The organism is Streptomyces sp. NPDC029466 (assembly GCF_055574515.1).
Window position 1 is genome coordinate 56367 of record NZ_JBVHZH010000034.1, and the last position, 22088, is coordinate 78454.

The 22088-nt window shown below is 70.7% G+C and carries 19 protein-coding genes; 9 read left to right on the forward strand and 10 right to left on the reverse strand.

The window, feature by feature from the left end:
* Nucleotides 1–275: 275 nt before the first annotated feature.
* Both ACZ4XD_RS24640 and gntA read left to right on the forward strand, forming a co-directional pair.
* Nucleotides 276–881 carry a hypothetical protein gene (locus ACZ4XD_RS24640; protein ID WP_468045383.1) on the forward strand — a complete coding sequence of 202 codons (606 nt, stop codon included), beginning with the start codon at nucleotides 276–278 and terminating at the stop codon, nucleotides 879–881.
* Between the two features lie 481 nt (nucleotides 882–1362).
* Nucleotides 1363–2022 carry a guanitoxin biosynthesis heme-dependent pre-guanitoxin N-hydroxylase GntA gene (gene gntA, locus ACZ4XD_RS24645; RefSeq protein ID WP_388195425.1) on the forward strand — a complete coding sequence of 220 codons (660 nt, stop codon included), beginning with the start codon at nucleotides 1363–1365 and terminating at the stop codon, nucleotides 2020–2022.
* Between the two features lie 151 nt (nucleotides 2023–2173).
* Here the strand turns inward: gntA and ACZ4XD_RS24650 are convergent, their stop codons facing one another.
* The 3 genes from ACZ4XD_RS24650 to ACZ4XD_RS24660 all read right to left on the reverse strand — a co-directional run bounded on the left by ACZ4XD_RS24650 (nucleotide 2174) and on the right by ACZ4XD_RS24660 (nucleotide 4886).
* The gene (locus ACZ4XD_RS24650) at nucleotides 2174–2815 is read right to left on the reverse strand and encodes a DUF2238 domain-containing protein (protein ID WP_468045386.1); all 642 of its coding nucleotides are present in this window, start codon (nucleotides 2813–2815) and stop codon (nucleotides 2174–2176) included.
* A 351-nt stretch (nucleotides 2816–3166) separates the two neighbouring features.
* Entirely contained in the window at nucleotides 3167–3469 is a 303-nt protein-coding gene (locus ACZ4XD_RS24655) for a hypothetical protein (RefSeq protein WP_468045388.1), read from the reverse strand.
* Nucleotides 3470–3620: 151 nt separating this feature from the next.
* A complete protein-coding gene (locus tag ACZ4XD_RS24660) occupies nucleotides 3621–4886 on the reverse strand; it encodes an MFS transporter (protein WP_468045390.1) in 1266 nt (421 codons plus the stop codon).
* Between the two features lie 235 nt (nucleotides 4887–5121).
* Here ACZ4XD_RS24660 and ACZ4XD_RS24665 point away from each other — a divergent pair, with 235 nt between their 5' ends.
* A complete protein-coding gene (locus tag ACZ4XD_RS24665) occupies nucleotides 5122–5790 on the forward strand; it encodes a hypothetical protein (protein ID WP_468045392.1) in 669 nt (222 codons plus the stop codon).
* Nucleotides 5791–5995: 205 nt separating this feature from the next.
* Here ACZ4XD_RS24665 and ACZ4XD_RS24670 read toward each other — a convergent pair whose 3' ends face one another.
* The 3 genes from ACZ4XD_RS24670 to ACZ4XD_RS24680 form a co-directional block, all read right to left on the reverse strand.
* Nucleotides 5996–6727, reverse strand: coding sequence for an alpha/beta hydrolase (locus ACZ4XD_RS24670; RefSeq protein WP_468045394.1), 732 nt, complete (start codon nucleotides 6725–6727; stop codon nucleotides 5996–5998).
* Nucleotides 6728–6865: 138 nt separating this feature from the next.
* Nucleotides 6866–7069, reverse strand: coding sequence for a DUF2180 family protein (locus ACZ4XD_RS24675; protein ID WP_468045396.1), 204 nt, complete (start codon nucleotides 7067–7069; stop codon nucleotides 6866–6868).
* A gap of 271 nt (nucleotides 7070–7340) precedes the next feature.
* Nucleotides 7341–7583 carry a hypothetical protein gene (locus tag ACZ4XD_RS24680; RefSeq protein ID WP_468045398.1) on the reverse strand — a complete coding sequence of 81 codons (243 nt, stop codon included), beginning with the start codon at nucleotides 7581–7583 and terminating at the stop codon, nucleotides 7341–7343.
* Nucleotides 7584–8219: 636 nt separating this feature from the next.
* Between ACZ4XD_RS24680 and ACZ4XD_RS24685 the strand changes: the two genes are divergently transcribed.
* Nucleotides 8220–8855 (forward strand): CAP domain-containing protein, encoded by a 636-nt coding sequence (locus tag ACZ4XD_RS24685; RefSeq protein WP_468045400.1) that lies wholly within the window; start codon nucleotides 8220–8222, stop codon nucleotides 8853–8855.
* 96 nt (nucleotides 8856–8951) lie between these two features.
* Here the strand turns inward: ACZ4XD_RS24685 and ACZ4XD_RS24690 are convergent, their stop codons facing one another.
* The 3 genes from ACZ4XD_RS24690 to ACZ4XD_RS24700 are packed head-to-tail and all read right to left on the reverse strand — an operon-like array spanning nucleotide 8952 to nucleotide 12572.
* On the reverse strand, nucleotides 8952–11303 hold the full coding sequence (locus tag ACZ4XD_RS24690; protein WP_468045402.1) for an ABC transporter permease: 2352 nt from the start codon (nucleotides 11301–11303) through the stop codon (nucleotides 8952–8954).
* Nucleotides 11304–11307: 4 nt separating this feature from the next.
* Entirely contained in the window at nucleotides 11308–12069 is a 762-nt protein-coding gene (locus ACZ4XD_RS24695) for an ABC transporter ATP-binding protein (RefSeq protein WP_468045404.1), read from the reverse strand.
* On the reverse strand, nucleotides 12066–12572 hold the full coding sequence (locus ACZ4XD_RS24700; protein ID WP_042153336.1) for a PadR family transcriptional regulator: 507 nt from the start codon (nucleotides 12570–12572) through the stop codon (nucleotides 12066–12068). The genes ACZ4XD_RS24695 and ACZ4XD_RS24700 overlap by 4 nt, the downstream gene beginning before the upstream one ends.
* Nucleotides 12573–12767: 195 nt before the next feature.
* Here ACZ4XD_RS24700 and ACZ4XD_RS24705 point away from each other — a divergent pair, with 195 nt between their 5' ends.
* The 5 genes from ACZ4XD_RS24705 (at nucleotide 12768) to ACZ4XD_RS24725 (ending at nucleotide 19661) form a co-directional block, all read left to right on the forward strand.
* On the forward strand, nucleotides 12768–14039 hold the full coding sequence (locus tag ACZ4XD_RS24705; protein ID WP_468045464.1) for an ABC transporter substrate-binding protein: 1272 nt from the start codon (nucleotides 12768–12770) through the stop codon (nucleotides 14037–14039).
* A gap of 205 nt (nucleotides 14040–14244) precedes the next feature.
* Complete coding sequence (locus tag ACZ4XD_RS24710) at nucleotides 14245–15960, forward strand: glycoside hydrolase family 13 protein (protein ID WP_468045406.1); 1716 nt, start codon at nucleotides 14245–14247, stop codon at nucleotides 15958–15960.
* Between the two features lie 65 nt (nucleotides 15961–16025).
* Complete coding sequence (locus ACZ4XD_RS24715; protein WP_468045408.1) at nucleotides 16026–17360, forward strand: ABC transporter substrate-binding protein; 1335 nt, start codon at nucleotides 16026–16028, stop codon at nucleotides 17358–17360.
* A gap of 19 nt (nucleotides 17361–17379) precedes the next feature.
* Complete coding sequence (locus ACZ4XD_RS24720) at nucleotides 17380–18783, forward strand: ABC transporter permease (protein WP_468045410.1); 1404 nt, start codon at nucleotides 17380–17382, stop codon at nucleotides 18781–18783.
* Nucleotides 18780–19661 (forward strand): carbohydrate ABC transporter permease, encoded by an 882-nt coding sequence (locus ACZ4XD_RS24725; protein ID WP_468045412.1) that lies wholly within the window; start codon nucleotides 18780–18782, stop codon nucleotides 19659–19661. The genes ACZ4XD_RS24720 and ACZ4XD_RS24725 overlap by 4 nt, the downstream gene beginning before the upstream one ends.
* 159 nt (nucleotides 19662–19820) lie before the next feature.
* Here ACZ4XD_RS24725 and ACZ4XD_RS24730 read toward each other — a convergent pair whose 3' ends face one another.
* On the reverse strand, nucleotides 19821–22085 hold the full coding sequence (locus ACZ4XD_RS24730; protein ID WP_468045414.1) for a HelD family protein: 2265 nt from the start codon (nucleotides 22083–22085) through the stop codon (nucleotides 19821–19823).
* Nucleotides 22086–22088: the final 3 nt, after the last annotated feature.

Consider the following 22088-nt stretch of genomic DNA (forward strand, 5'->3'; position numbering starts at 1 on the left):
AGTGACATGCGGACAGAGTTCAGCTCGCCGATGCACGGCCCACCAGGCTGCGGACGAGTCCCGTATGGCTCATTCACGGCTCATTTCTTGACTGACACAAGACGCTTGCCCTGGTCACGAACTGCCCGTGAGGGTAGGCGGGTTGAGTCGCGAAACCCGCCCCGTACGCCATGTTCCCGACGATAAGGAAGCCCAACACTGGGTTAATTGCCAGGAGAGATGAGTAACATCCAGCCAACCGTAGATCGACCAGGCGATAGAGAGCAGGCTGTGTCATGTCAGACTCGGAATTCGCTGCGCAGGTAGCTGCCAAACTGGAGAGCATCGCGAAGGAGATCGACGAGCTCCAGAAGCTCAAGGTGAAGCTGGAGGACCTCCAGAAGCACCTCGGAAGCGGTGCCCGGAAGGCAGCCGTCGCACCGCAGCCGGCAGAGCCCGAACCCGCGGCGACAAAACCCGCGACGGTCCCCCCGGCACGGCGGGCGCAGGCCACCTCGCCGAAGGCCAAGCCGGCGGCGAAGCCCCCGGCCAAGGCGGCAAAGAGCACGAACGCGAAGAAGAAGCCGCGGAAGGCCAAGGCGGCCCGGTCCACCGCGGGACGGCGGAGCTCCACCCGCGCCGACCGCGTCCTCGGACTCCTTGACGAGCAGCCGCGCACGGTCGCGGAGGTGACGAAGCTGCTGGCGCAGGAGCATCCGGAGCAGGCCGCACCGGAGACCGCCGTACGCAACACCCTGGAGACCTCGCTGGTCGCCAAGGGCCTCGCGCACCGCAGCAAGCAGGGCAGGACCGTCTTCTACTCGCGCCCCGCGGCCGGCGCCGAAGCTCAGGGAACCGAGGCGGCCGCCCCCGAGAAGGAGGCCGCGGCCACCCCTGCCTGACGGGCATGTCGTCCGGTGCCCGGCGACGCCGTCGGCCCCTGCCGTGTGGTGGGCCTCGCCGACGAAGCCGCCGGGCCGGACCCCGTCCCGGGACGAGGTCCCCGGCAGGGCCGGGCCGGCCGTGCCGCGGAGGGGGGCCACCGCAGGCGGAATCACCCGGCAGTCGTGCGATCAACCCCCTCGCCTGTAGAGTCGGGGAGCCCTGGTCCACCATGGCGATCAAGGTCCCGAGCTGCGGAAACGCGGCAGATCGACCCGCACTCGCCGAGCCGGAACGAGCCGCCCGGCGGGCCCGCGCGTGGTCGCGTCCCGAGGGACCGCGGGCATCGCAGCCGCAGTCCGGACGCTGTCGGTGAGGGCAGTCGCAGCGGGTGAATCGGTTCAGTCTTGACGAACCGGCCTCGCCCGATCTTGACTGCCAGGGTCCCACCCGCCAGGGCCCCCACCAGGGGTATTGGCCCACTCACCGAAGGTCACAAACATGACGGTTGACGTCTCCGCCGCCACTGAAGTCGGGCAGTTCCTGCTCGGCGACTCCTTTGCTTGCCTGGCCGGCCGTTCAGCATGGCGACAGGGCGGCATCACCCATCGCCACTACACATGGTTCGGCGATGACACCGCGGCCGAGCAGATGGCGGCGGATCTGGAGTCCTATGTGGCGGCGGTTGACTGGGCCGCCAAACCCTTCACGAGCTTCGTGGCCACCTTCTCGGGCCCGCTGAACGTCTCGGAGATCGAGTTCGAGCAGCTGCTGTGGCAGCAGCTCCAGGCGGTGCACGACCACGACAGCCGTAAGCACTCCTGGGCCGAGGGTTATGACCCCGACCCGTCGTCCGGTGCCTTCGCGTACAGCGTCGCCGGGCACCCGTTCTTCGTGATCGGGCTGCACGAAACGCACAGCCGCGTCGGCCGCCGCCCGCCCTTCCCGATGCTCGCCTTCAACTCTCACCACCAGTTCGACCGGATAAAGGCCGCCGGCCTCTGGGACCGGCTGGCCGAGAAGATCCGCAAGCAGGACATCGAGCTCCAGGGCACCATCAACCCCAATCTCCTGGAGTACGAGAAGCTCTCCGAGGCCCGGCGCTACTCGGGCCGCCCCAAGCCGGCCGACTGGGCCTGCCCCTTCTCCGCCCGGGGCTGAGCCCCGCCGCCCTCAGCCGGGAGCGGCCCGGCTGGGGCGCGTATCCGCCGCCCGCCCGGTTCTGGCACTGGGCGGCGGTGCCGCGAAGACGGAGCGCATCGCCCTCGCCCTCGGCGGGGGCCGAGCATCCTCACCGGCGGCCCGGAGTCCGTCAGGCGGTCCGGGCCTCTGCGGCGTCCAGCCGGGCGAGCCCGCGGTCGTGGAGGCGGCTCAGGAGCAGTAGCGAGAGGATCGCTCCGAGGAGGGCACAGGCCATGTCCCACTGGGTGTCCCACTGGTCGCCCTGGGTGGCGAGGAACGCATCGGCCGCCGAGCCGCCGGCCAGCGCCGCCCACCACTCGATCATCTCGAAGAACGCGCTGAAGGCCAGGCAGGCGCACACGGTCAGCGGGGCCAGCCAGGCGCTGCCGCGCAAGGGCGAGGTCCGGACCAGGAGTTCGCGGACCAGGATGGCCGGCACAAAGCCCTGCATGAGGTGGCCGAAGCGGTCGTAGGGATTGCGGGAGAGATCCAGCGCGTCCTGAAACCAGTGCCCCACCGGGACCTCGGCGTAGGTGTAATGGCCGCCGACGATCAGGACCAGGGCGTGCGCGGCGAGCAGCCAGCACAGGAGCGGGCTGAGCGGAAAGCGCTTCCGCGTCGCGACCAGCAACGGCAGGCCGACGATCACCCAGCAGGTCTCCAGGAGCCAGGTAGCGCGGTCGTGCGGCTGGAGGCCCGAGAGGGCCAGCGCGAGGAGCACCGCGGCGAGCAGCACCGGCGGCAGGATGCGGGGAGCGGTCGTGGCCTTCATGAACCAGCCTCGGAGACGTCGGGTACGGGTTGGCGCGGCACCGTCACGGGGCGGTCGGACGGTCTTCGCGTGAGGCGGCCTGGCCACACCGACCCACCACCGGGTACCGGGACCAGGGTTCGGCCGCGCTCTCATCCGCTCAGCGTCGTGGCCGCCGCGGGACGCTGTCATGAGTAGCTCTACTCAGATCCGGGCCCGTGCGACGCAGCCGCGGGGGCCATCGCGCTGACGGTCGGCCGAAGAGAACAGCACGGTGTGGGCCGGGCTGCTCTTCCGCCCGGCCCACACCGTTGTCAGCTTTCCCGGCTCAGGCCCCGTACTCAGCCGGCCGGCCCATGGACCGCCGGGCCTCTACTCCACCGCGTAGGACAGCTTGTAGTGGGCGTCGTCTCCGGTGAACTCCAGGACGCCGCTGCCGCGCCGGACGGTGTGCGCGCCGAGAAAGTCGTCGTCATCGTCGCCGTAGTCGGCCTCGTAGATCTGGATCAGGGCCTTGCCGGTGAAGTTGACGTACTCGTCGAGGGTGTCCGTGTCGCCCGCATCCATCGAATGAAAGTTGACCACCGAGCCATTGACCTTGATGACGACGTCGTCATGGAAGGTCCAGTCCTCCTGCTCGATGCACTTGATCTTCTTCAGGTGAAGTGTCGGCATGCCGCTCCCCGGTTGTTGTGCTTCTGGCCGATGCGGATCCCACACTCCCGGCACGCCCTAAACGATCACTAAACGCCGGGCGGGGGCGGCTGGGAGCAGGAGGAGGACGGGCCGGAGACGGCTCGGAAGCCGAGGGACGCCGGGCTCGTGCTCACGAGGCCTGGGCGGTCCGCGATGCCGTCTCCGCCCCGTATACCGACAGGCCGGGCCGCCGTGCCCGGTCCCGCTCCGCCCAGCGCACCACCGCGCCCATCCCCAGCGCGGCCAGCAGGAACAGCGCCCCCAGCAGGAGCCAGCCCGGCACCCCCCAGGTGATCAGCAGCGAGGTGAGCAGCAGGGGGCCCAGCGTGCGTGCCAAGGGGACGCCGGTGCCGAAGAAGCCCTGGTACTGGCCGACTTGATGAGCCGGCGCGAGGTCGAAGCTGATCTGCCAGGATCCGGCCGACTGAAGCATCTCGCCGACGAGCTGGAGCACCGCGCCGGCGGCGAGCACCACACCGGCTCCCCAGGGCGCCATGCCCGCGGCCGACAGGGCGAAGACCAGACACGAGGCGAGCATGATCAGGCCGGAGTGCCACACGGCCCGGGTGGCGGTGCGCAGTCCCGTCACCGACCGGGCCGTACGGACCTGGAAGGCCATGACACCAAGGGTGTTGAGGACGAACAGTGCCGAGACCAGCCAGCTCGGCGCGTCCGTACGCGCCACGATCCAGAGCGGGATGGCGAGGCTGAGCAGCGGCATCCGCAGCAGCAGGACCGCGTTGAGGAAGGTCAGCACGGCGTACGGACGGTCCCGCAGCACCGCGAACCGCGGCTCGCCGCCCGTACGGCCCGGGACCGGGGCCACCGCGGGCAGCAGGAGCAGCACCGCCGTGCAGATCAGGAAGCCCACCGCGTCCAGGGCGAAGACCGCCAGGTAGGCCCCTTGGGTGTCGTACTGGAGCGCCAGTCCGCCGAGGGCCGCGCCGAGGGCCAGCCCGGCGTTGAGCGTCGACTGGAGGTGGGCCAGCACGCCGGTACGGGCCGAGCGGTCCACGAGCCCCGCGAGCAGCGCCTGGCGGGCCGCGGCCAGTCCGCACTGCGCGGTGGCGTAGAGACACACCACGAGGAGGAACGGCACGAAGGAGCGGATGAACAGGAACGAGGCGACGGCGATACTGGTGGCGAGGGCGAGCAGCACCGCGGTGCCGCGCGGCCCCCGGCGGTCGGCGAGCGCGCCCAGTGGCACCCCCGCGACCGAACCGACGGCCCACGCCAGGGTCAGCCCCAGGCCGATCTGGGTGGGTGAGAGGCCGATGACCCGGGTGAAGTAGAGCGCCGAGCAGACGTAAAAGGCGCCGTCGCCGACCGAGTTGCTGAGCTGCGCCGCGGCAAGGACGCGTGGTGCGCCGGCCGGCGGCAGGATCCGTAGGGACACAGGTCTCCCGATTACGACGGCCGGACGGTCGGCCTCTTCCATGACGCGTGGACGCAATGACGTTAGACAGCCGGCGGGTTCGGGGGCAGGTCCACTTGCGGCCCGTCGGAGTGGGCCAATTCGGCCGCCCGGCAGCACCACACATCTGCTTCCGGCCCGGGTCGGCCGAACACGCTAGTGACGTGCACATGGCGCGTATACGATCGACTGCCCCCTACGCGAAGGACTCCCCCACATGAAGAAGACATCCGCGAAGGACACCTCCGCCCGCAAGGTCACCTGGCGCATGCTGCTCGCTCTGGGCGGTATGGCGGCGTTAGCCGTGCCGGGCGCGGGCCCCGCCGAGGCCGCACCGCGCACCACGGAGGACGGCGGCCGTGCGGGCCGCTGCGTCATGGTGTATTTCGACCTCGGTGAGACCTTGGTGCACACGGCCGAGGACAAGAGCGTGCGCTACTCGCCGGGAGCCGCCGCGTATCTGCGCGCGCTGCGGGCCCGCCACATTCCCGTCGGCCTGATCACCAACGTGCCGCCCTCCTGGGGCTCCACCGACGCGGAGCGTGCGGCGGAGTTGAAGAAGGTGATCGACCAGGACTGGGTGGGCAGCCGCCCGTTCGCCTGGTCGGACTTCGGCGACCGGATCTTCACCCCGCGGACCGAGGCGGAGCGGAAGCCCGCCCCCGCCCTCTGGAAACGCGCCAAAAAGGCCGCGGGTTCCTGCCGAGTGGTCTACCAGGCGGAGACGACGGACGAGGTGCAGGCGGGCCGCTCCCTCGGATACTTCTCCTACCAGGTGGCCCGGCCCGGGTGGCCCGCGTATCTGCCGGTGCGGCTGATTGCCGCCCTCTCGCATCTGCCGTACGGGAGCGCGGGGGCGAACACGGCTTCTTCCAGGGGGCGTTGAGGGGGCAAGGGCCTGCGTGACGGGGACGGAGACGGGGACACGGGCGGGGACGCGGGCGTCATCCGATGTCCTCCGTCCCCGACTCGGCGCCCCGGTCCCTTCCCCCACCACGGCTACGACCACGTCTTCGTCGACTACAGCTGCCGGCCGTCGGCTTCGCCCGGTACCCACCGCCGGGCCAGGCCGGCGGTCGGCGGTCCGGCGGTCACCCTGCCGTCGTCGGGCTGTAGCCCTCCAGCCGGTCCGCCAGCTCGACCGGGCGGGAGAGCATGGGGAAATGCCCGCCCGCCATCTCATCAGGCACCAGTCCCAGGCGCTCCGCCGCCACCGTGCGCAGGAACGGCGCCGGGAAGAGCCGGTCCTGACGGCACAGCAGAAACCGGGTGTCCACCGGGGGCCAGGCCGCCATCGGCCAGGGCCGCGCGGCAGGGGTCTCGGACTGCCGCCGCCACCGGGCCGCTGCCTCCGCGGCCAGGTCCGGCGGCAGGTCCTGGAAGAACGGGTCGGCGGCGGACCCCGGCACAGCGGCCTCCGGCACCCCCTCCGCACCCGTACCGTCGCCCGCCCGCTGAGCCGCCCGCCCGGCCCGTCTGACCTGAGCGTCCGGGTGCTTCGTCGCCGCCCACCAGTCCCGCGGCGCCTCCCCCGGCAACGGCACCATCGCCGCCAGCAGCACCAGCAGATCCACCGGCACCCGCGCACAGACCAACGGCGCCGTGAACCCGGCGAACGAATGCGCCACGAGCGTCAGCGGGCCACGCCCCGCAACAGCGGCGACCACGGCGTCCGCGTACTCCTCCAGACCCGCCGCGTCGTCCTCGCACGGCAGATCCACACTCACCACCGCATGCCCCCGGGCCCGCAGCTCAGCCGCCAGCAGATGCCAGTGCCAGGAGTCGCACGCCGCACCGGGAATCAGCACAAAGGTCGTCGTCATGGTCCGCCTCCCGTCGGCCACCGGCACCGCCCGGGTACGGGTGGCCGTGCCGGTGGCCCCATCGCTGTCAGGTCCGGTGCGCTCCAGGACTCGCCATCATCGCGTACGGAATCGGGCGACCTCCTGCGCGGGAACGGCTCAGGCCGACTGTGCGCCTCGGCAGATCGCGCACATGATGCGGCGGGCCATCTCCGGCAGCGTGCTCTGGCCGACGCCCTGTACGCGGACCACCGTCTCCGGGGCGGACTGCGCATGCTGGTGGCACAGCGCGGCACCGCAGTTCCGGCAGATCGCCACCGCGGCGGTGGTGGCGTGGTCCGGCACGCAGTCGTAGCAGTTCATTGGCACATTCCGATCTCGTGAGGCGGTCCGGCGCGGGCCCCCACGGCAATGTACGTCGCGGTGCGTGACGGGAGCCGGAAGCACATGCCGGGGCGTGGTGCGCTCACCTGGCCGCGCCAAGGACGACACCTCCTCACCGGGCGACGGAGGGCGACGGGGGGCGGCACCCGTCCGATCGTCGCGGACGAGTGCCGCCGCCCCTCGCTTGCGTCTCCGGTTGCTTGCGTCTCCGGCCGGCCGGTCAGGCGGGCACGCAGGCACGCAGGCACGCTCAGTCGACCGGCTCGTGCGGAACGGGCTGGTCGGTGCGGAAGCCCGCGGCCTTCTGCCCGCCGGTCCGTCCGGTGCCGGCCTGGTCGGTGTCGGGAACCGTCTCGTCGGGCCCGTCGCTCTCGTCCTCCGACAGCTCCGGGTCCCACGGGTCGGGGACCGGGCTGGAAGCATCGGCCTGGTGGCTCGGCAGGTCATGGGGCACTGGAGTGCGGTCCTCGCCGGTCGCATCATGACGGGTCATCAGTTGACGTGCCTCCTCCATGGGTACGGTGACGTGCTGGCCCGGTACCCGGGTTCCGCTGCGCCATGCTCGACGCCGGTGGAGAGCCACACCACCCGCCCTCCGTACGGGGCATGTGAGGACACAGCCAAAGGCCCGCGCCCTCCGCCGGAATTCACGATCTTCGAACGGCCGGAAGGGCGCCGACCAGCCCCGCGCGTGCTCCCCCTCAGCGCCCGCCTCCTTCGGATTTCGCGACATCGTGACATCCGTCATATCGATCGGAGGCAACTACTAAAGCAGATAGTAGAAACCTCCGCGGCGACATAGGAGACTTGTCCGTCTTGAGCGGGGAATTTCTCGCACCGGGTCAGCCGCATCGCGGTGCACTCGGCGCTTTCGCCCACGCCTTGAGTGCATAAGTCAATCTGACGGAGCGGCAGCGATTTCGAATGCGGCGAAATGCGGACCAGCACGCCCGGACAGTCATGACAAGGGCCTTCGGGTACTACGAGGCGCAGTAGTACTGAGGCGCGTTGCCTTGTCCTGAGGCGGCCCCAAGAATGACGACTCGCAAGGCGTCTTCGCAGCTCAGGCGCGGAAATTACAGAGCCGGCCGGGCCGTGGACGCTCCGCAATTACCGAGTGAGGTCACGCATGAGTAAACATCGCAGAACGCGGCGCTATCGGCAGATAACGATTGCTGCTCTCGCCATAGGCGCCGTGGGCGTGCCCTCTGCCGCTATGGCCTGTCTGAACGATGAGGGAAATGCAGGCGGCTGGCACCATGGCCAGTGGAAGCACGCTTCCTTCGAGCACCGTTGGTCGAAATCCCATGGCGGATCGAAGCCGGCCGCGAAGACCTCCCCGGCGCCCACCGCGTCCCCGAGCGCTTCGAAGGCCACCACCACGGCGTCCGGCGCCACGGCCCAGGTGGTGGAACTCGTCAACAGCGAGCGCCGCAAGGCCGGCTGCTCGCCGCTGACCGTGAACGCAAAGCTGACAAAGGCCGCCCAGGATCACAGTCAGGACATGGCGGACCATGCGAATATGTCGCATACCGGCTCCGATGGCTCGTCCCCGGAGGACCGGATCACTCGGGCCGGCTACGACTGGAGCTCCTACGGCGAGAACGTCGCCTACGGTTACTCCTCGCCCGAGAGCGTGATGAAGGGCTGGATGTCCAGCCCCGGCCACAAGCGCAATATCCTCGACTGCTCCTTCAAGGAGATCGGCGTCGGCCACGCCCAGCCCGACGACTACTGGACGCAGGACTTCGGTACGGCGCGCTAAGCGGGCATCGGCACAGAGCGTATGAAGGTCCCCGACCGGTTTTCGGTCGGGGACCTCGCTGTCCGGCCGGGAGACGCCGCGGCCCCGAACCTGCGCCTAGAGCAGATCCGTGGCCGAGTCCGCGAGGCGGCGTCGTGCCGCGCGGGCGGCGGGGACGACCGCGGCCGTCGCGGCGATGAGCACGGCGATGACGATGACCAGCAGCAGGATGCCCGGGGCGGGGCGCTGGGCGATGCCGGTACCCCAGCCGCTGGTGCGGCCCTGGAGGTCGATCAGCCACTGGGAGGCGAGGACGCCCAGGGTCGTGCCGGCCAGCGCGGCGGCCAGCGTGATGAAGGCGGTGGCCGAGACGATGACCGCGGTGATCTGACGCGGCGTGAGGCCGACGGCCCGGAGGGCGAGCAGGTCACGGCTGCGGTCCCGGACACCGGCGCCGACCGTCGTCGCCAGTTCCACCAGCCCGATCAGGGTCAGTACGGCGATCAGCCCGACGCTGACGGCACGGACCGCGGACAACTGGTCGGCGGGGTTGGGGACCTCCCGCACCTCCAGGCGGCCGGCGGAGGCCTTGGACAGAGCCTCCCGTACGGAGTCCGGGTCGGCGCCGGGACGCAGGACCAACTGGTAGAAATCCGGGCGAGGCGAAGCGGACGCTTCAAGTGCCGGGGCGTCGCTGTCGCCTTCGCGCAGCGTGTCCAGAGTGGTGGAGACGACCCGGCCGCCGTCGGCGGTCTCGATACCGCGGCCCACGATATGGAGGACATGCGGGCGGCCGGCGACGGTCATCCGGACCCAGTCGCCGACCCGCGCGTCCAGGAGATCGAGCAGGCCCTGTCCGGCGACCGCTTCATCGGGACCGCGGGCGGCGCGCCCTTCCACGACGGCACCGGGGTACGGCCGGGCGTCCGTACCGAGCCCGCGCAGGGTGATTGTCCCGGTCTGACCCGGTACGAGCGCCTGGACCTCGGCGCCCGGGTAGGCGGTCAACTCCGGCTGGGAGCCGAGGAGTTGGCGTAGCTCCCGGTCACCCAGGGTGTCGGAGCGTGCGGTGAGGGCCGCGGGCAGCCCGACGTTCTCGGGGTGCGAGGTGAAGCGGTCCAGGGTGGTCCAGGCGCCCAGCGCAATGGTGATCAGCAGCAGGGGGACGGCCAGCCGTGCCACGGCCGCCGAGGAGCGCAGCGGACGGTGGAAGGCACCCCGCCAGCCGAGGACCAGCGCCGGCGGGACCCTGAGGCCCAGGGCCCGGCGGGTGAGCGCGGAGGCCCGGCCACCGGCGGCGGTGGCGGCGCGGGCGACGGGTACCGGAGATACCCGCCCGGCCCGCCAAGCCGCCAGGCAGGTCGCCGCGCCGATGAAGGCCACCACACCGCCGGAGATCACCAACGTCAGCCAGGCGTGCCCGGGGAGCTGCCGCCACAGGGCCATCGCCTCCCCGATCCGTCCGGGGACCAGCGTGCCGGCCACTTGCGTGAGCAGCGCTCCGAGGGCGACGCCGAGCAGCGCCAGGCCGAGGTGGAGGGCGACGAACATGCGGACCACCTGGCCGGGCGTGAAGCCGATGGCCTTGAGGATGGAGATGTCCCGCAGATGTCCACGGATCCTGGTGCTGATGGCGCCGCCCACCGCCAGGGCGGCGGCGAGCAGCGCGCCGAGTCCGAACAGCCCGAGCAGCCGCCCGAGCAACTGGTTGTCGCCTTCGGCCTCGGCCTTGGCCTGCCGCCAGGTGGAGACATCGGTGATCTGGTCGGCGCCGAGCAGGGTGACCGCCCGCTGGACGACATAGTCGGTGTCGGCGGCGTCGCCGAGCTGGAGGCCGATGGTGCGTCCGCGCTGGTCGCGGCCCGCGTCGGAGGCGTCGAGGGTGGCGGGGAGCACCCAGGCCACGCCCGGGGTCCCGCCCGCGCGGAAGGTGACCTCGGCGGTGTCGGCGACGCCCACCACGCGCAGATGTGCCGCGAAGCCGCTGAGCACGACGGTGTCGCCCGGCTTGGCCCACATCGCGCGGGCCACCGAGCTCTCCAGCACGATGCCCTGGGTGGCGCCCGCGTCAGTGCCCGCGTCGGTGTCCGCGTCCAGCCAGCGGCCCGCGACGATCTGGGGCGCGGCGGTGGTCGGGCGCTTCGCCGCGCCGCGCAGTTCCAGGGTCGCCCTGGCGTCGCCGGGCTGGAGGCTCGCCGTGGTGCGAACCGTACGGAAGGGGCCGGAGGTGGCCCGTACCTCGTCCAGGCCGGCGAGCGATCCGGCGGGGGCGCCGCCCTGGGTGTGGATCCATACGTGGGCGCCGGAGGACTGGGTGAAGGCCCGCTGCCAGGGGTCGGCCGCATAGGCGAACAGCGCGGTGGCCAGCAGCAGCGAGATGGTGATCCCGGCGGTGGCCAGCGCGGTGAGCACCGCCGCGGGGCGGTGTGCCGTCAGATGCGCCTGCGTCCAGCGCGCCGCTGCTCGCACCGGGTCAGCCCTTGAGCTTGAGTACGTCGGCCACACCGGCCGCGGGGCGCTTCGGGGTGTCGCCGAGGTGGGCGTCGTCGACGACCTGGCCGTCGAAGAAGCTGATCACCCGGTCCGCTGCGCTGGCCATCCTGGCGTCATGGGTGACCAGCAGGATCGTCTGGCCGCGCTGGTGGAAGCGGGCGAGCAGCCGCAGCACCTCCTTGGTGCCCTTGCTGTCGAGGCTGCCGGCGGGTTCGTCGGCGAGCAGCAGGCTGGGAGTGTTGACCAGGGCGCGGGCCAGGGCGACGCGCTGCTGCTCGCCACCGGACAGCTCGCCCGGGGTGCTGTTCTCCTTGCCGGTCAGCCCCAGCTCGTCGAGCAGCTCGGCCCGGTCGGTGCGGGCCTGCCGCGGGGACCGGCCGGCCAGCAGGGCGGGGAGCTCGACATTGTCGGCGACGCTGAGGTTGGAGACGAGGTTGAAGAACTGGAAGACGATGCCGATGTGGTTGCGGCGCAGCACCGCCCAGCGGGCCTCGCTGTAGGCGTCGACCTGGCGGCCACCGAGCCACAGGGAGCCGCTGTCGGGGCGGTCGAGGCCGCCGAGGAGATGCAGCAGGGTGGACTTGCCCGCTCCCGAGGGGCCGGTGAGGGCGACGAACTCTCCGCGTTCGATGCTGAGGTCGACGCCACGTACGGCATGGACCGGGGCAGCGCCTTCGGGCCGGTGGGTCTTCACCAGGCCGGCTGCCCGGACTATCGGGCCCGACGGCTCGTCCCGGTTCATTCCAACTCCTCTTGACAGCGCTCCAGCCAGTCCAGATCCGCCTGGAGATGCAGCATCGCGCCCTCTATCAGCAGCTGTGCCACCCGGTTCTCCCGGTCCTCGCCCGCCGCGAGTTTCGACAGGTCACGCATGGTGTTGAGGTAGTGGCGGCGTTGCTTGTTGATCAGGGCGATCTGGTCTGCGGTCCCGGTGTGGGGGGCCAGGGCGAGCTTCATGAAGAATTCGTCCCGGACCCGTGGCTCGGCGGTGGGTTCCTCGAACCAGGCGTCCACCGTCTCGCGGCCCGCCGCGGTGATCCGGTAGATGCGCTTGTTCGGGCGGTCCGACTGCTCGACGTCCTCTCCCTCGATCAGGCCCGCCTTCTCCAGCCTGCCCAGGGTGACGTAGATCTGGCCGACGTTCGGCTGAGGGTATGCGGCGCCCAGGAGGTTCTCAAGGCCCTGTTTGAGTTCGTAACCGTGCGCGGGGCCGCTGACCAACAATGCCAGGAGTGGCAGCCGCACGCTCTCCCTCTCCCTCCCCGCACCGGGGCGTTCTGTCGGACAGCCCTAGTTGCCGGTCATCTGACCCCATACGGCTGTGAGCCGGGTCGCTGTCACATCTTCCTGCGGGATCTAGTATCCCGCATGGCTAACAGGTATACATGGGGCGGGCTGTCGGTCCAGTGTCCCGTCGACGCCTGGTTCAAGGAGGAGCCCATGCGGTGGAAGCGTGCCGCAAGCCGGGCTCTGCTGGTCTGCGCTCTGCTGTTCGCGGGCAACGCGGGCGCCCGGGCCGGGGAGCCGGCGGGCGGTTCGGACGGGCGGGGCCCGATCACTCTGGTGACGGGCGGGGACCTCACGGGCTATCTGCGGGGTGTCCTCGACGGCTGGAACGCCCGGCATCCGCGCGAGAAGGTGACCCTGGTCGAGCTGCCGGACGCGGCCGACGAGGTGCGGGCGCAGATGGTCACCGAGCTGCGGGCGCACAGCGACCGCTTCGATGTGCTGAACATCGATGTGGCGTGGACGTCGGAGTTCGCTGCCGCGGGGTGGATCAAGCCCGTGGACGGTGCCCAGTTCCCGCTGAAGCGCTTCCTTCCTCCCGTGGTGGACACCGCCACCTTCCGGGGGCGGCTCTACGCGGTCCCGTATGTGACCAATGCCGGGCTGCTCTACTACCGCAAGGACGTGCTCGCCCGGGAGGGTGCGCGGCCGCCGCGCACCTGGGCCGAGTTGGCGCACCTGGCGAAGACCGTCGCGCCCAAATACGGGCTCGATGGTTACGCGGGCCAGTACCTGCCGTACGAGGGGCTGACCGCCAATGTCGTCGAGGCCGTCCAGTCGGCCGGCGGCACGGTGCTCGCGGGCGAGGGCTCGCGGGTGACGGTGGACTCCCCCGCGGCCCGTCGCGGGCTGTCGTTCCTCCTCGACGGGGTGCGCGAGGGCTGGATCCCGCGGCGGGCCCTGACGTACAAGGAAGAGGAGTCCCGTAAGGACTTCCAGGAGGGCCGGCTGCTGTTCCTGCGGAACTGGCCGTACGCCTACGCGCTGGCCAATGCCCAGCCCTCCCAAGTGGCGGGGAAGGTCGGCGCGGTGCCGCTGCCGGGTCCCGACGGGCCGGGCTCCAGCGCGCTGGGCGGCTCCAATCTGGCGGTCAACACCCAGTCGCGGCACCAGAAGACGGCCACCGAGCTGATCTCCTATCTGACGACCGAGTCGGTCCAGCGCCGGGTGCTCACCAAGGGCGCGCTGCCACCGGTCTGGGCCGATCTGTACAAGGACCCGGAACTGGTGCGGCGTTTCCCGTACCTTCCGACGCTCCAGCGGGCCGTGCTGGCGGCCAAGCCGCGGATCAAGAGCCCGCAGTACGACCAGGTGAGCCTGGCGGTGCAGGCGGTCATGCATGACGCGCTGCTCCACCGGCGGAGCACGGATGCCACCGTCGCGCGTCTGACGCGAGAGCTCACGGCCCTCGTCGGCCGCGGCTGACCTCGGAGCTCCTCAGTACCTTCCCCACCCCTGCTCTACCTACTTGTTAAGTACATGCGGGATGGACAATTCCCCGCAAAATCGGGTATCTCTCAGCGAGTTTCGACCATTTCGTTGACACCGAAAAGACATGCCTACTTAACATGCATGCATAACAGCGATTGCAGCCGCACGGCATGCCCAGGCAAGAACGGGATCACGGCAGATGCTCATAGCCACGGCAGGGAACGGCTCCTCCGCCGACTCCGCGCCCTCCCCCTCCCTCCCCGGTCCGGCCACCGGGGCCGCGACCCGGAACACGGCACAGCGCTGGTGGCGGGACGCGGTGATCTACCAGGTCTACGTCCGCAGCTTCCTCGACAGCACCGGCGACGGCATCGGCGATCTGGCCGGTGTGCGGACGGGGTTGCCGTACCTCAAGAAGCTCGGGGTGGACGGCATCTGGCTCAGCCCCTTCTACCCCTCCCCCCAGCACGACCACGGCTACGACGTCGCGGACTACCGCGAGGTGGACCCCGTATACGGCGATCTCGCCGAGTTCGACCGCCTGGTGGCCGACGCCCACCGGCTGGGCCTGAAGGTGCTCCTGGACATCGTCCCCAACCACTGCTCCAGCGAGCACCCGTGGTTCCGCGCCGCCCTGGCGGACGGTCCGGACAGCGCGGCCCGGTCGCTCTTCCACTTCGCCGAAGGGCGCGGGGAGCACGGTGAGCTGCCGCCCAACAACTGGCGGGCGATGTTCGGCGGCCCCGCCTGGTCCCGGGTCACCGAGGCCGAGGGCGGCGCGGGCCAGTGGTACCTGCACATGTTCACGCCCGAGCAGCCCGATCTGAACTGGCGCAACCCCGCCGTGCGCGCCGACTTCGACAGCGTGCTGCGCTTCTGGCTGGACCGTGGGGTCGACGGCTTCCGGATCGACGTGGCCGCCGGGCTGTTCAAGCACCCCGAACTGCCCGACTCCCCCGACCCGGCGGCCGACGAGCGGACCCGCGACTCGGTCAACCCGCTGGCCTGGAACCAGCCCGAGGTGCACCAGGTATGGCGCGAGTGGCGCGCGCTGTGCGAGGAGTACACGGCCCACGACGGCCGCGACCGGCTGCTGGTCGGCGAGGTCTCCGTGCGCACACCGAGCGAGCAGGCCGCCTACGTCCGGCCCGACGAGCTGCACCAGGCGTTCTTCTTCCATCTGCTGACCGCGCGCTGGGACGTCGACACCTTCCGCAAGGTCATCTCCGAGGCGCTCACCGATATCGCGGGCACCGGCTCCACGGTCACCTGGGTGCTCAACAACCACGACCAGGTCCGCACCGTCACCCGGTACGCGGCCGAGTCCGCGGGCGGGCTGGGCCCGGCGCGGGCCCGTGCCGCCGCGCTGCTGATGCTGGCGCTGCCCGGCGCGGCGTACATCTACCAGGGCGAGGAACTGGGCCTGCCGGAGGTCGTCGACCTGCCCGACGAGGTCCTGACCGACCCGATCTACCACCGCACGGGCAGCCGCGAGAAGATCCGCGACGGCTGCCGGGTGCCGCTGCCCTGGTCCGGGCACGCCTCACCGTTCGGCTTCACCAGCGGTACCGACGCGGCACGGCCCTGGCTGCCGCAGCCCGAATGGTTCGCCGACCACGCGACGGACCGGGCGCTGGCCGACACCCGCTCGTTCTGGCACCTGTACCGCGAGGGGCTGGCGCTGCGCCGCAGTCTTCCGCAGCTCGGCGAAGGCACCCTGCGCTGGCTCGACTCCCCGCCCCAGGTCCTGGCGTTCGTCCGGGGCGACGGCCTGGTCTGCGCCGTCAACTTCGGCACCGAGCCGGTGCCGGCCCCGGTCCCGGGTGTCCCGCTGCTGGCGAGCGGCGACTGCCCCGCAGGAACGCTCCCCGGCTCCACCGCCGCCTGGTGGATGGGCACCCCCGAACCCCGATAGCCCCGACAACCCGACCTCCGTACGCCTCCCCACTCTTCCGCAGTTCTCCCGAAGGGAATCCCACGATGAGACGACCCGCAGTACGACACACCCGAGCCGCCCTGTCCGGCGCGGCCGTGCTCGGCCTGGCGCTCTCCGCCACCGCCTGCGGAGGCGGGGCTTCCGCCGGGGGCGGCAAGCAGGAACTGAGCGGTGAGAACATCACCGTCGCCGGTGTCTGGACCGGTGTGGAACAGCAGAACTTCAAGAAGGTCCTGGACGCGTTCTCCGAGAAGACCGGCGCGAAGGTCACCTTCTCCTCCACCGGCGACAATGTCTCCACGGTGATCGGCAGCCAGGTCGAGGGCGGCAACGCCCCCGATGTGGTGATGGTGCCCCAGGTCGGCGTGCTCCAGCAGTTCGCCAAGAAGGGCTGGCTGGCTCCCCTTTCCCCGGAGATCGCCGCCGAGGCCAAGAAGAACTTCGCGCAGGTGTGGAAGGACTACGGCACGGTCGACAAGACCTACTACGGCCTGTACTTCAAGGCCTCGCACAAGTCGACGGTCTGGTACAGCCCAGAGGCGTTCGCACAGGCCGGGGTCAAGCCCGCGAAGACGTACCAGGAGCTGCTGAAGACGGGCCGGACGCTCTCCGACTCGGGTGTGCCGGGCTTCTCCGTCGCGGGCGAGGCCGGCTGGCCGCTCACCGACTGGTTCGAGAACATCTACCTCTCCCAGGCCGGGCAGGAGAACTACGACAAGCTCGCCGCCCACAAGATCCCGTGGACCGACCCCACCGTGGTCAAGGCGCTCACCACGCTGGGCAAGCTCTTCGGCGACAAGAGCCTGGTGGCCGGCGGCGGTTCGGGCGCGCTGCGCACCGACTTCCCCGAGTCCGTCCAGCAGGTCTTCGGCCCGGAGCCGGGCGCGGCCATGGTCTACGAGGGCGACTTCGTCAGCGCCCTGATCACCGACGAGCTGCACAAGCAGGTCGGCAAGGACGCCAAGTTCTTCCCCTTCCCCGCGGTCGACAAGGGCAAGGCGCCGGTGGTCAGCGGTGGTGACGCCGCCGTGGTGCTGAAGGCCGGGAAGCACAAGAAGGCCGCCATGGAACTGGTGAAGTACCTGGCCACGCCCGAGGCGTCCGGCGTGTGGGCCAAGGCCGGCGGCTATATCTCACCCAACAAGAAGGTGGCCGCGGGCGCGTACCACGACGAGGTCACCCGCAAGGCCGCCCAGTCGCTGACCGACGCCGGGAACTCCGTGCGCTTCGACATGTCCGACCAGGCCCCCGCGGCCTTCGGCGGCACCCAGGGCGCGGGCGAGTGGAAGCTGCTCCAGGACTTCCTGCGCGACCCCTCGGACCCCGAGGCCACGGCGCGCAAGCTTGAGGCCGCCGCTGCCAAGGCGTACGGAAAGTAAGGACCAAGGGCCCGATCCCATGCCTGTGACCACTCCCGCGGCGGCGCCCGCTTCGTCGCGCGCCGCCGCGCCCCACCCCCCGGGCGGCACACCCGACGGGGCGAGCGCCCCCGCGCGGCGCGCGGTCCGGCGCCGCCGTCGGATCGCCGCGGTGTTCCTGTTTCCCGCGCTGTTGCTGCTGGGCGCGCTCGTCGCGTACCCCATCGCGTTCTCGGTCATCCGCAGCTTGTACGACGCCTCGGGCGACACCTTCGTCGGCGCCGACAACTACACCGCGATGTTCCAGGACCCCGCCACGCTCCGGGCCATCCGCAACAGTGCGATCTGGGTGGTCTTCGCCCCCGCACTGCTGACCGGACTCGGCCTGGTCCTCGCGGTCCTGACCGAGAAGATCCGCTGGAAGACGGCGTTCAAACTGCTGATGTTCATGCCCATGGCGATCTCCTTCCTCGCCGCCGGCATCATCTTCCGGCTCGCCTACGAGCAGGATCCGCAGCGCGGTGTGCTCAACGCGGTCACCGTCGGCATCCACGACAGTGTCCAGGGGAAGTCCACCTCCTTCCCGACCGCCAAGGTGCGTCTCGGCGACAAGCAGCTGACCAAGGGCCATGACGGCTCCTACCGGACGGCGCACCGCACCGGCCCCGGAAACACCGTCAACCTCGGTCTGGTCGGTGTCGCGCCGAAGGACATGCCGTCCCGGGCGCGGCCCGCCGCACCGGCTGCCAAGTCCACCGCCGCCGACGGTGAACTGCGCGGTGTGGTCTACCTCGACTTCACCCCCGGCGGTGGCGGCAAGCCGGGAAGGGTGGACCGCGGCGAACGCGGGCTGCCCGCGCTCTCGGTCGAGGCGGTCGACTCGCACGGAAAGGTGGTGGCCACGGCGACCACCGCACCGGACGGCTCCTACCGCCTCGCCCATCTGGCCCCGGGTTCGTACGCCGTCCAGCTCCCCGCGAAGGACTTCGCCCCGCCGTACGAGGGCATCTCCTGGCTCGGTCCCGCCCTCATCACGCCCGCCATCATCGGCGCCTACATGTGGATCTGGACCGGCTTCGCGCTCGTCCTCATCGGCGCCGGGCTCTCCTCGATGCCGCGGGACGTCCTGGAGGCGGCCCGGATGGACGGCGCCAATGAATGGCAGGTCTTCCGCCGGATCACCGTGCCGTTGCTCGGGCCGGTCCTGGGCGTGGTGTTCGTGACGATGGTGATCAATGTGATGAAGGTCTTCGACCTCGTCTACATCATCGCCCCCGGTCCCGTACAGCAGGACGCCAATGTCCTGGCCCTACAGATGTGGCTGGTCTCCTTCGGCGGCGGCAACAACCAGGGACTCGGCAGCGCCCTCGGCGTGCTGCTGCTCCTCCTGGTGGTCCCGGCCATGGCCCTCAACATCCGACGTTTCCGCAGGAGCCAGTCATGACCACCGCTCAAGGAACCGCGGCCGCCCGCAAGCGGGTGGCCGCCCGGCCGGCGAAGTGGCTCAGCCGCGGCGTGATCCAGGTGTTCCTGCTCGTCGTCGGTCTGATCTGGCTCACCCCCGCCGCCGGCCTCTTCCTCTCCTCGCTGCGTACGGAGGAGGCGAACGCGAGCAGCGGCTGGTGGACCGCGCTCACCACCCCCGGCCAGCTGTCGCTCGACAACTACACGTCGCTGCTGAAGGATTCCGGCATCGTCCAGGCCTTCTGGAACACGGTGCTGATCTCGGTGCCCACCACCCTGGCCGTCGTGGTGATCGCCGCGCTGGCCGGATACGCCTTCGCCTGGATGGACTTCCCGGGCCGGGACTGGATCTTCCTGGTAGTCGTCGCCATGCTGGTGGTGCCGGTCCAGATCGGACTGCTGCCGGTGGCCAAGTTGTTCGGTGCGCTGGGGCTGTTCGGCTCGATTCCCGGTGTGGTGCTCTTCCACACCGCCTACGGTCTGCCGTTCGCCATCTTCCTGCTGCGTAATTACTTCGCGGAAATCCCCAAGGAGATGCTGGAGGCCGCCCGGATGGACGGCGGCGGCGAATGGCGGATCTTCTCCCAGCTGGTGCTGCCCCTGGGCCGGCCCGCCATCGCCAGCCTGGCCATCTTCCAGTTCCTGTGGGTCTGGAACGACATGCTGGTCGCCCTGCTCTTCGCCGACAACGAGTCACAGCCGCTGACCGTGGCCCTCCAGTCGCAGATGAGGCAGTTCGGCAGCAATATCGGGGTCCTGGCGCCCGGTGCATTTCTGTCCTTGATCGTGCCGCTGATCGTGTTCTTCGTGTTCCAACGGCATTTCGTTCAGGGCATCATGGCCGGTTCGGTCAAATAACCGGTCCGGTTACCTGGCCGGTCGGGTGAGTCGAGGACCGGCCCAGGAGGGGACGGCGCGCGGCACGTGTTCAGCATCGTGTCGCGCGCCGGGCCGTTTCGCCACGGTGCACGGCGAGCCGGCGGGTCCGACCTGGGCGGGCCGTCCGAGGGCGGCGCACTATTCGCTCGTCGACGGGGCCGGCGAGCCGGTTGCGGCCAGGGTCTCCAACCCGGGCGGCAGATCCCCGGTGTGGATCACGCCCAGCCGCTGTGTCGCCCGGGTGAGCGCGACGTACAGATCGCTCGCACCGAGTTCCGCCGGTTCCACCACGATCACGGAGTCGAACTCCAGGCCCTTGGCCTGTCGCGGGCCGAGCAGCACCACCGGACGGGTCAGGTCCGGGGAGGGTCCGGCGGAGGCGTCCGGGAGGGCGGCGGCCAGCGCCTCGTGGTGGGCGGGCGGGGCGATCACCGCGAGGCGGCCGTCCTGGTTGGTCTCCCGTGCGACCGCCTCGGCAGCCACGCGCGCGAGGTCGTCCGTACGGTGCGCCCAGGGGCGTACCCCGGTGGAGCGGATCGAGCGCGGCGGCGCGAAGGACGGGTCGGCGGACCGGGGCACCTGCGCCGCGACCTCCATGATCTCGGTCGGCGTACGGTAGTTGACGCCGAGCCTGACGTGCTCCCAGCGGTCGCCCGCATAGGGCGCGAGGATCGCCTCCCAGGAGCCACAGCCACCGGGCTCGGCGGTCTGCGCCGGATCGCCGACCAGCGTCATCGAACGGGTCGGGCAACGGCGCATCAGCAACCGCCACATCATCACGGACAGCTCCTGTGCCTCGTCCACGATGATGTGGCCGAACGCCCAGGTCCGGTCGGCCGCGGCGCGTTCGGCGGCGCTGCGGTGGTCGGCCTCTTCGTGCCGGTCGGCGAGCAACTCCGCGTCCACCAGGTCGTGCGCCGCCAGCACCTCCGACTCCTCGTCGTCGCGGTCCTCGAACTCCTGGGTGCGGGAGCCGTAGGAGAGGTCGAGCACGCCCTGGGCGTAGTCGATCAGCTCCTGGCGCTCCGCCTCGGCGGCGGCACGGGCCGCCGAGGAGTCCTCGCCGAGGAGTTCGGCCGCCTCGTCCAGCAGCGGCACATCCGCCGGGGTCCACGCCCCGTCCACCCGCCGGATGGCGTCCGCATCGGCGTCCGGGAGGTGGACGGGCTCGGCGAGGAAGTCGGCAACCAGCTGCTCAGGGGTGAGCTCGGGCCACAACGCGTCGATGGCGCCGTGCACTTCGGCACTGGTGGCGATGGCCTTGCCCAGCTGGGCGATGTCGTCCGGGCCGAGGAAATTCGGCCCGCCGAAGGGGTCCGCGCCGATCCGGTCGACCAGTTGGTCGGTGAGCGCGTCGATGACGCGGAAGGCGAAGTGCGGGCGGGCGAGATTGTGCGGCAGCCTGGTCTCCCGTGCCCGGCGCCGCGCCTCGTGTGCCATGTCCGCGTCCAGCCGCAGTTCGCCGTCCTCATGGTCGATCACGATCACGGAGTCGGGCAGGGCCTGCCGGTCGCGGACGGCCGCGGCGAGCGCGTCGGCCATCGCCGCACGGCCCTTGACCTCGGCGGCTGCGGGGGTGTCGGTTCCGGTCGCGGTGACGCCCGGGAAGAGTTCGCCGGGCGTGGCGAGCAGCACGCCGGTCTCGCCGAGCGAGGGCAGCACCTCCGCGATGTAGCTGAGGAACGCCGGGTTCGGCCCGACGATCAGCACGGCACGCCGGGCCAGTTGTTCACGGTGCGCATAGAGCAGATAGGCGGCGCGATGCAGGGCGACGACGGTCTTGCCGGTGCCGGGGCCGCCCTCCACGACGAGGATTCCGTGGTGCGGGGCGCGGATGATGGCGTCCTGCTCGGCCTGGATGGTCTGCACGATGTCGTGCATCCGTCCGGTGCGCGCCGCGTCCAGCGCGGCCAGCAGCACCGTGTCCCCGTCGGTGCCCTCGTGCCCGGTCCGTACGGCGTCGGCGAGGTCCATGATCTCGTCATGGAGCCCGGTCACCCGCCGGCCCTCGGTCGTGATGTGCCGCCGGCGGCGCAGCCCCATCGGTGTGTGACCGGTGGCGAGGTAGAACGGGCGGGCCACCTCGGCCCGCCAGTCGATGACGAGCGGGGTACGGTCCGGGTCGTCGCGCCGGATACCGATCCGGCCGATGCGGTGATCGCGGCCGTCGCGGAATGCCAGCCGACCGAAACACAGGCCATTTTCCCCGGCGTTGAAGGCGGCCAGCAGACCGGACTGTTCGGCCACCAGGACATTGCGCTCCAGCCGCATCTGGGCATGGTTGCCTTCCGGCGCCTGGACGGCGGTGTGCACCGCCGTCTCGGCCAGGTCCCGTAGTTCGGTGAGGCGGTCATAGAGCAGGTCGATGAATTCCTGCTCGTGCTGCCATTCCTCGTTTGACAATTC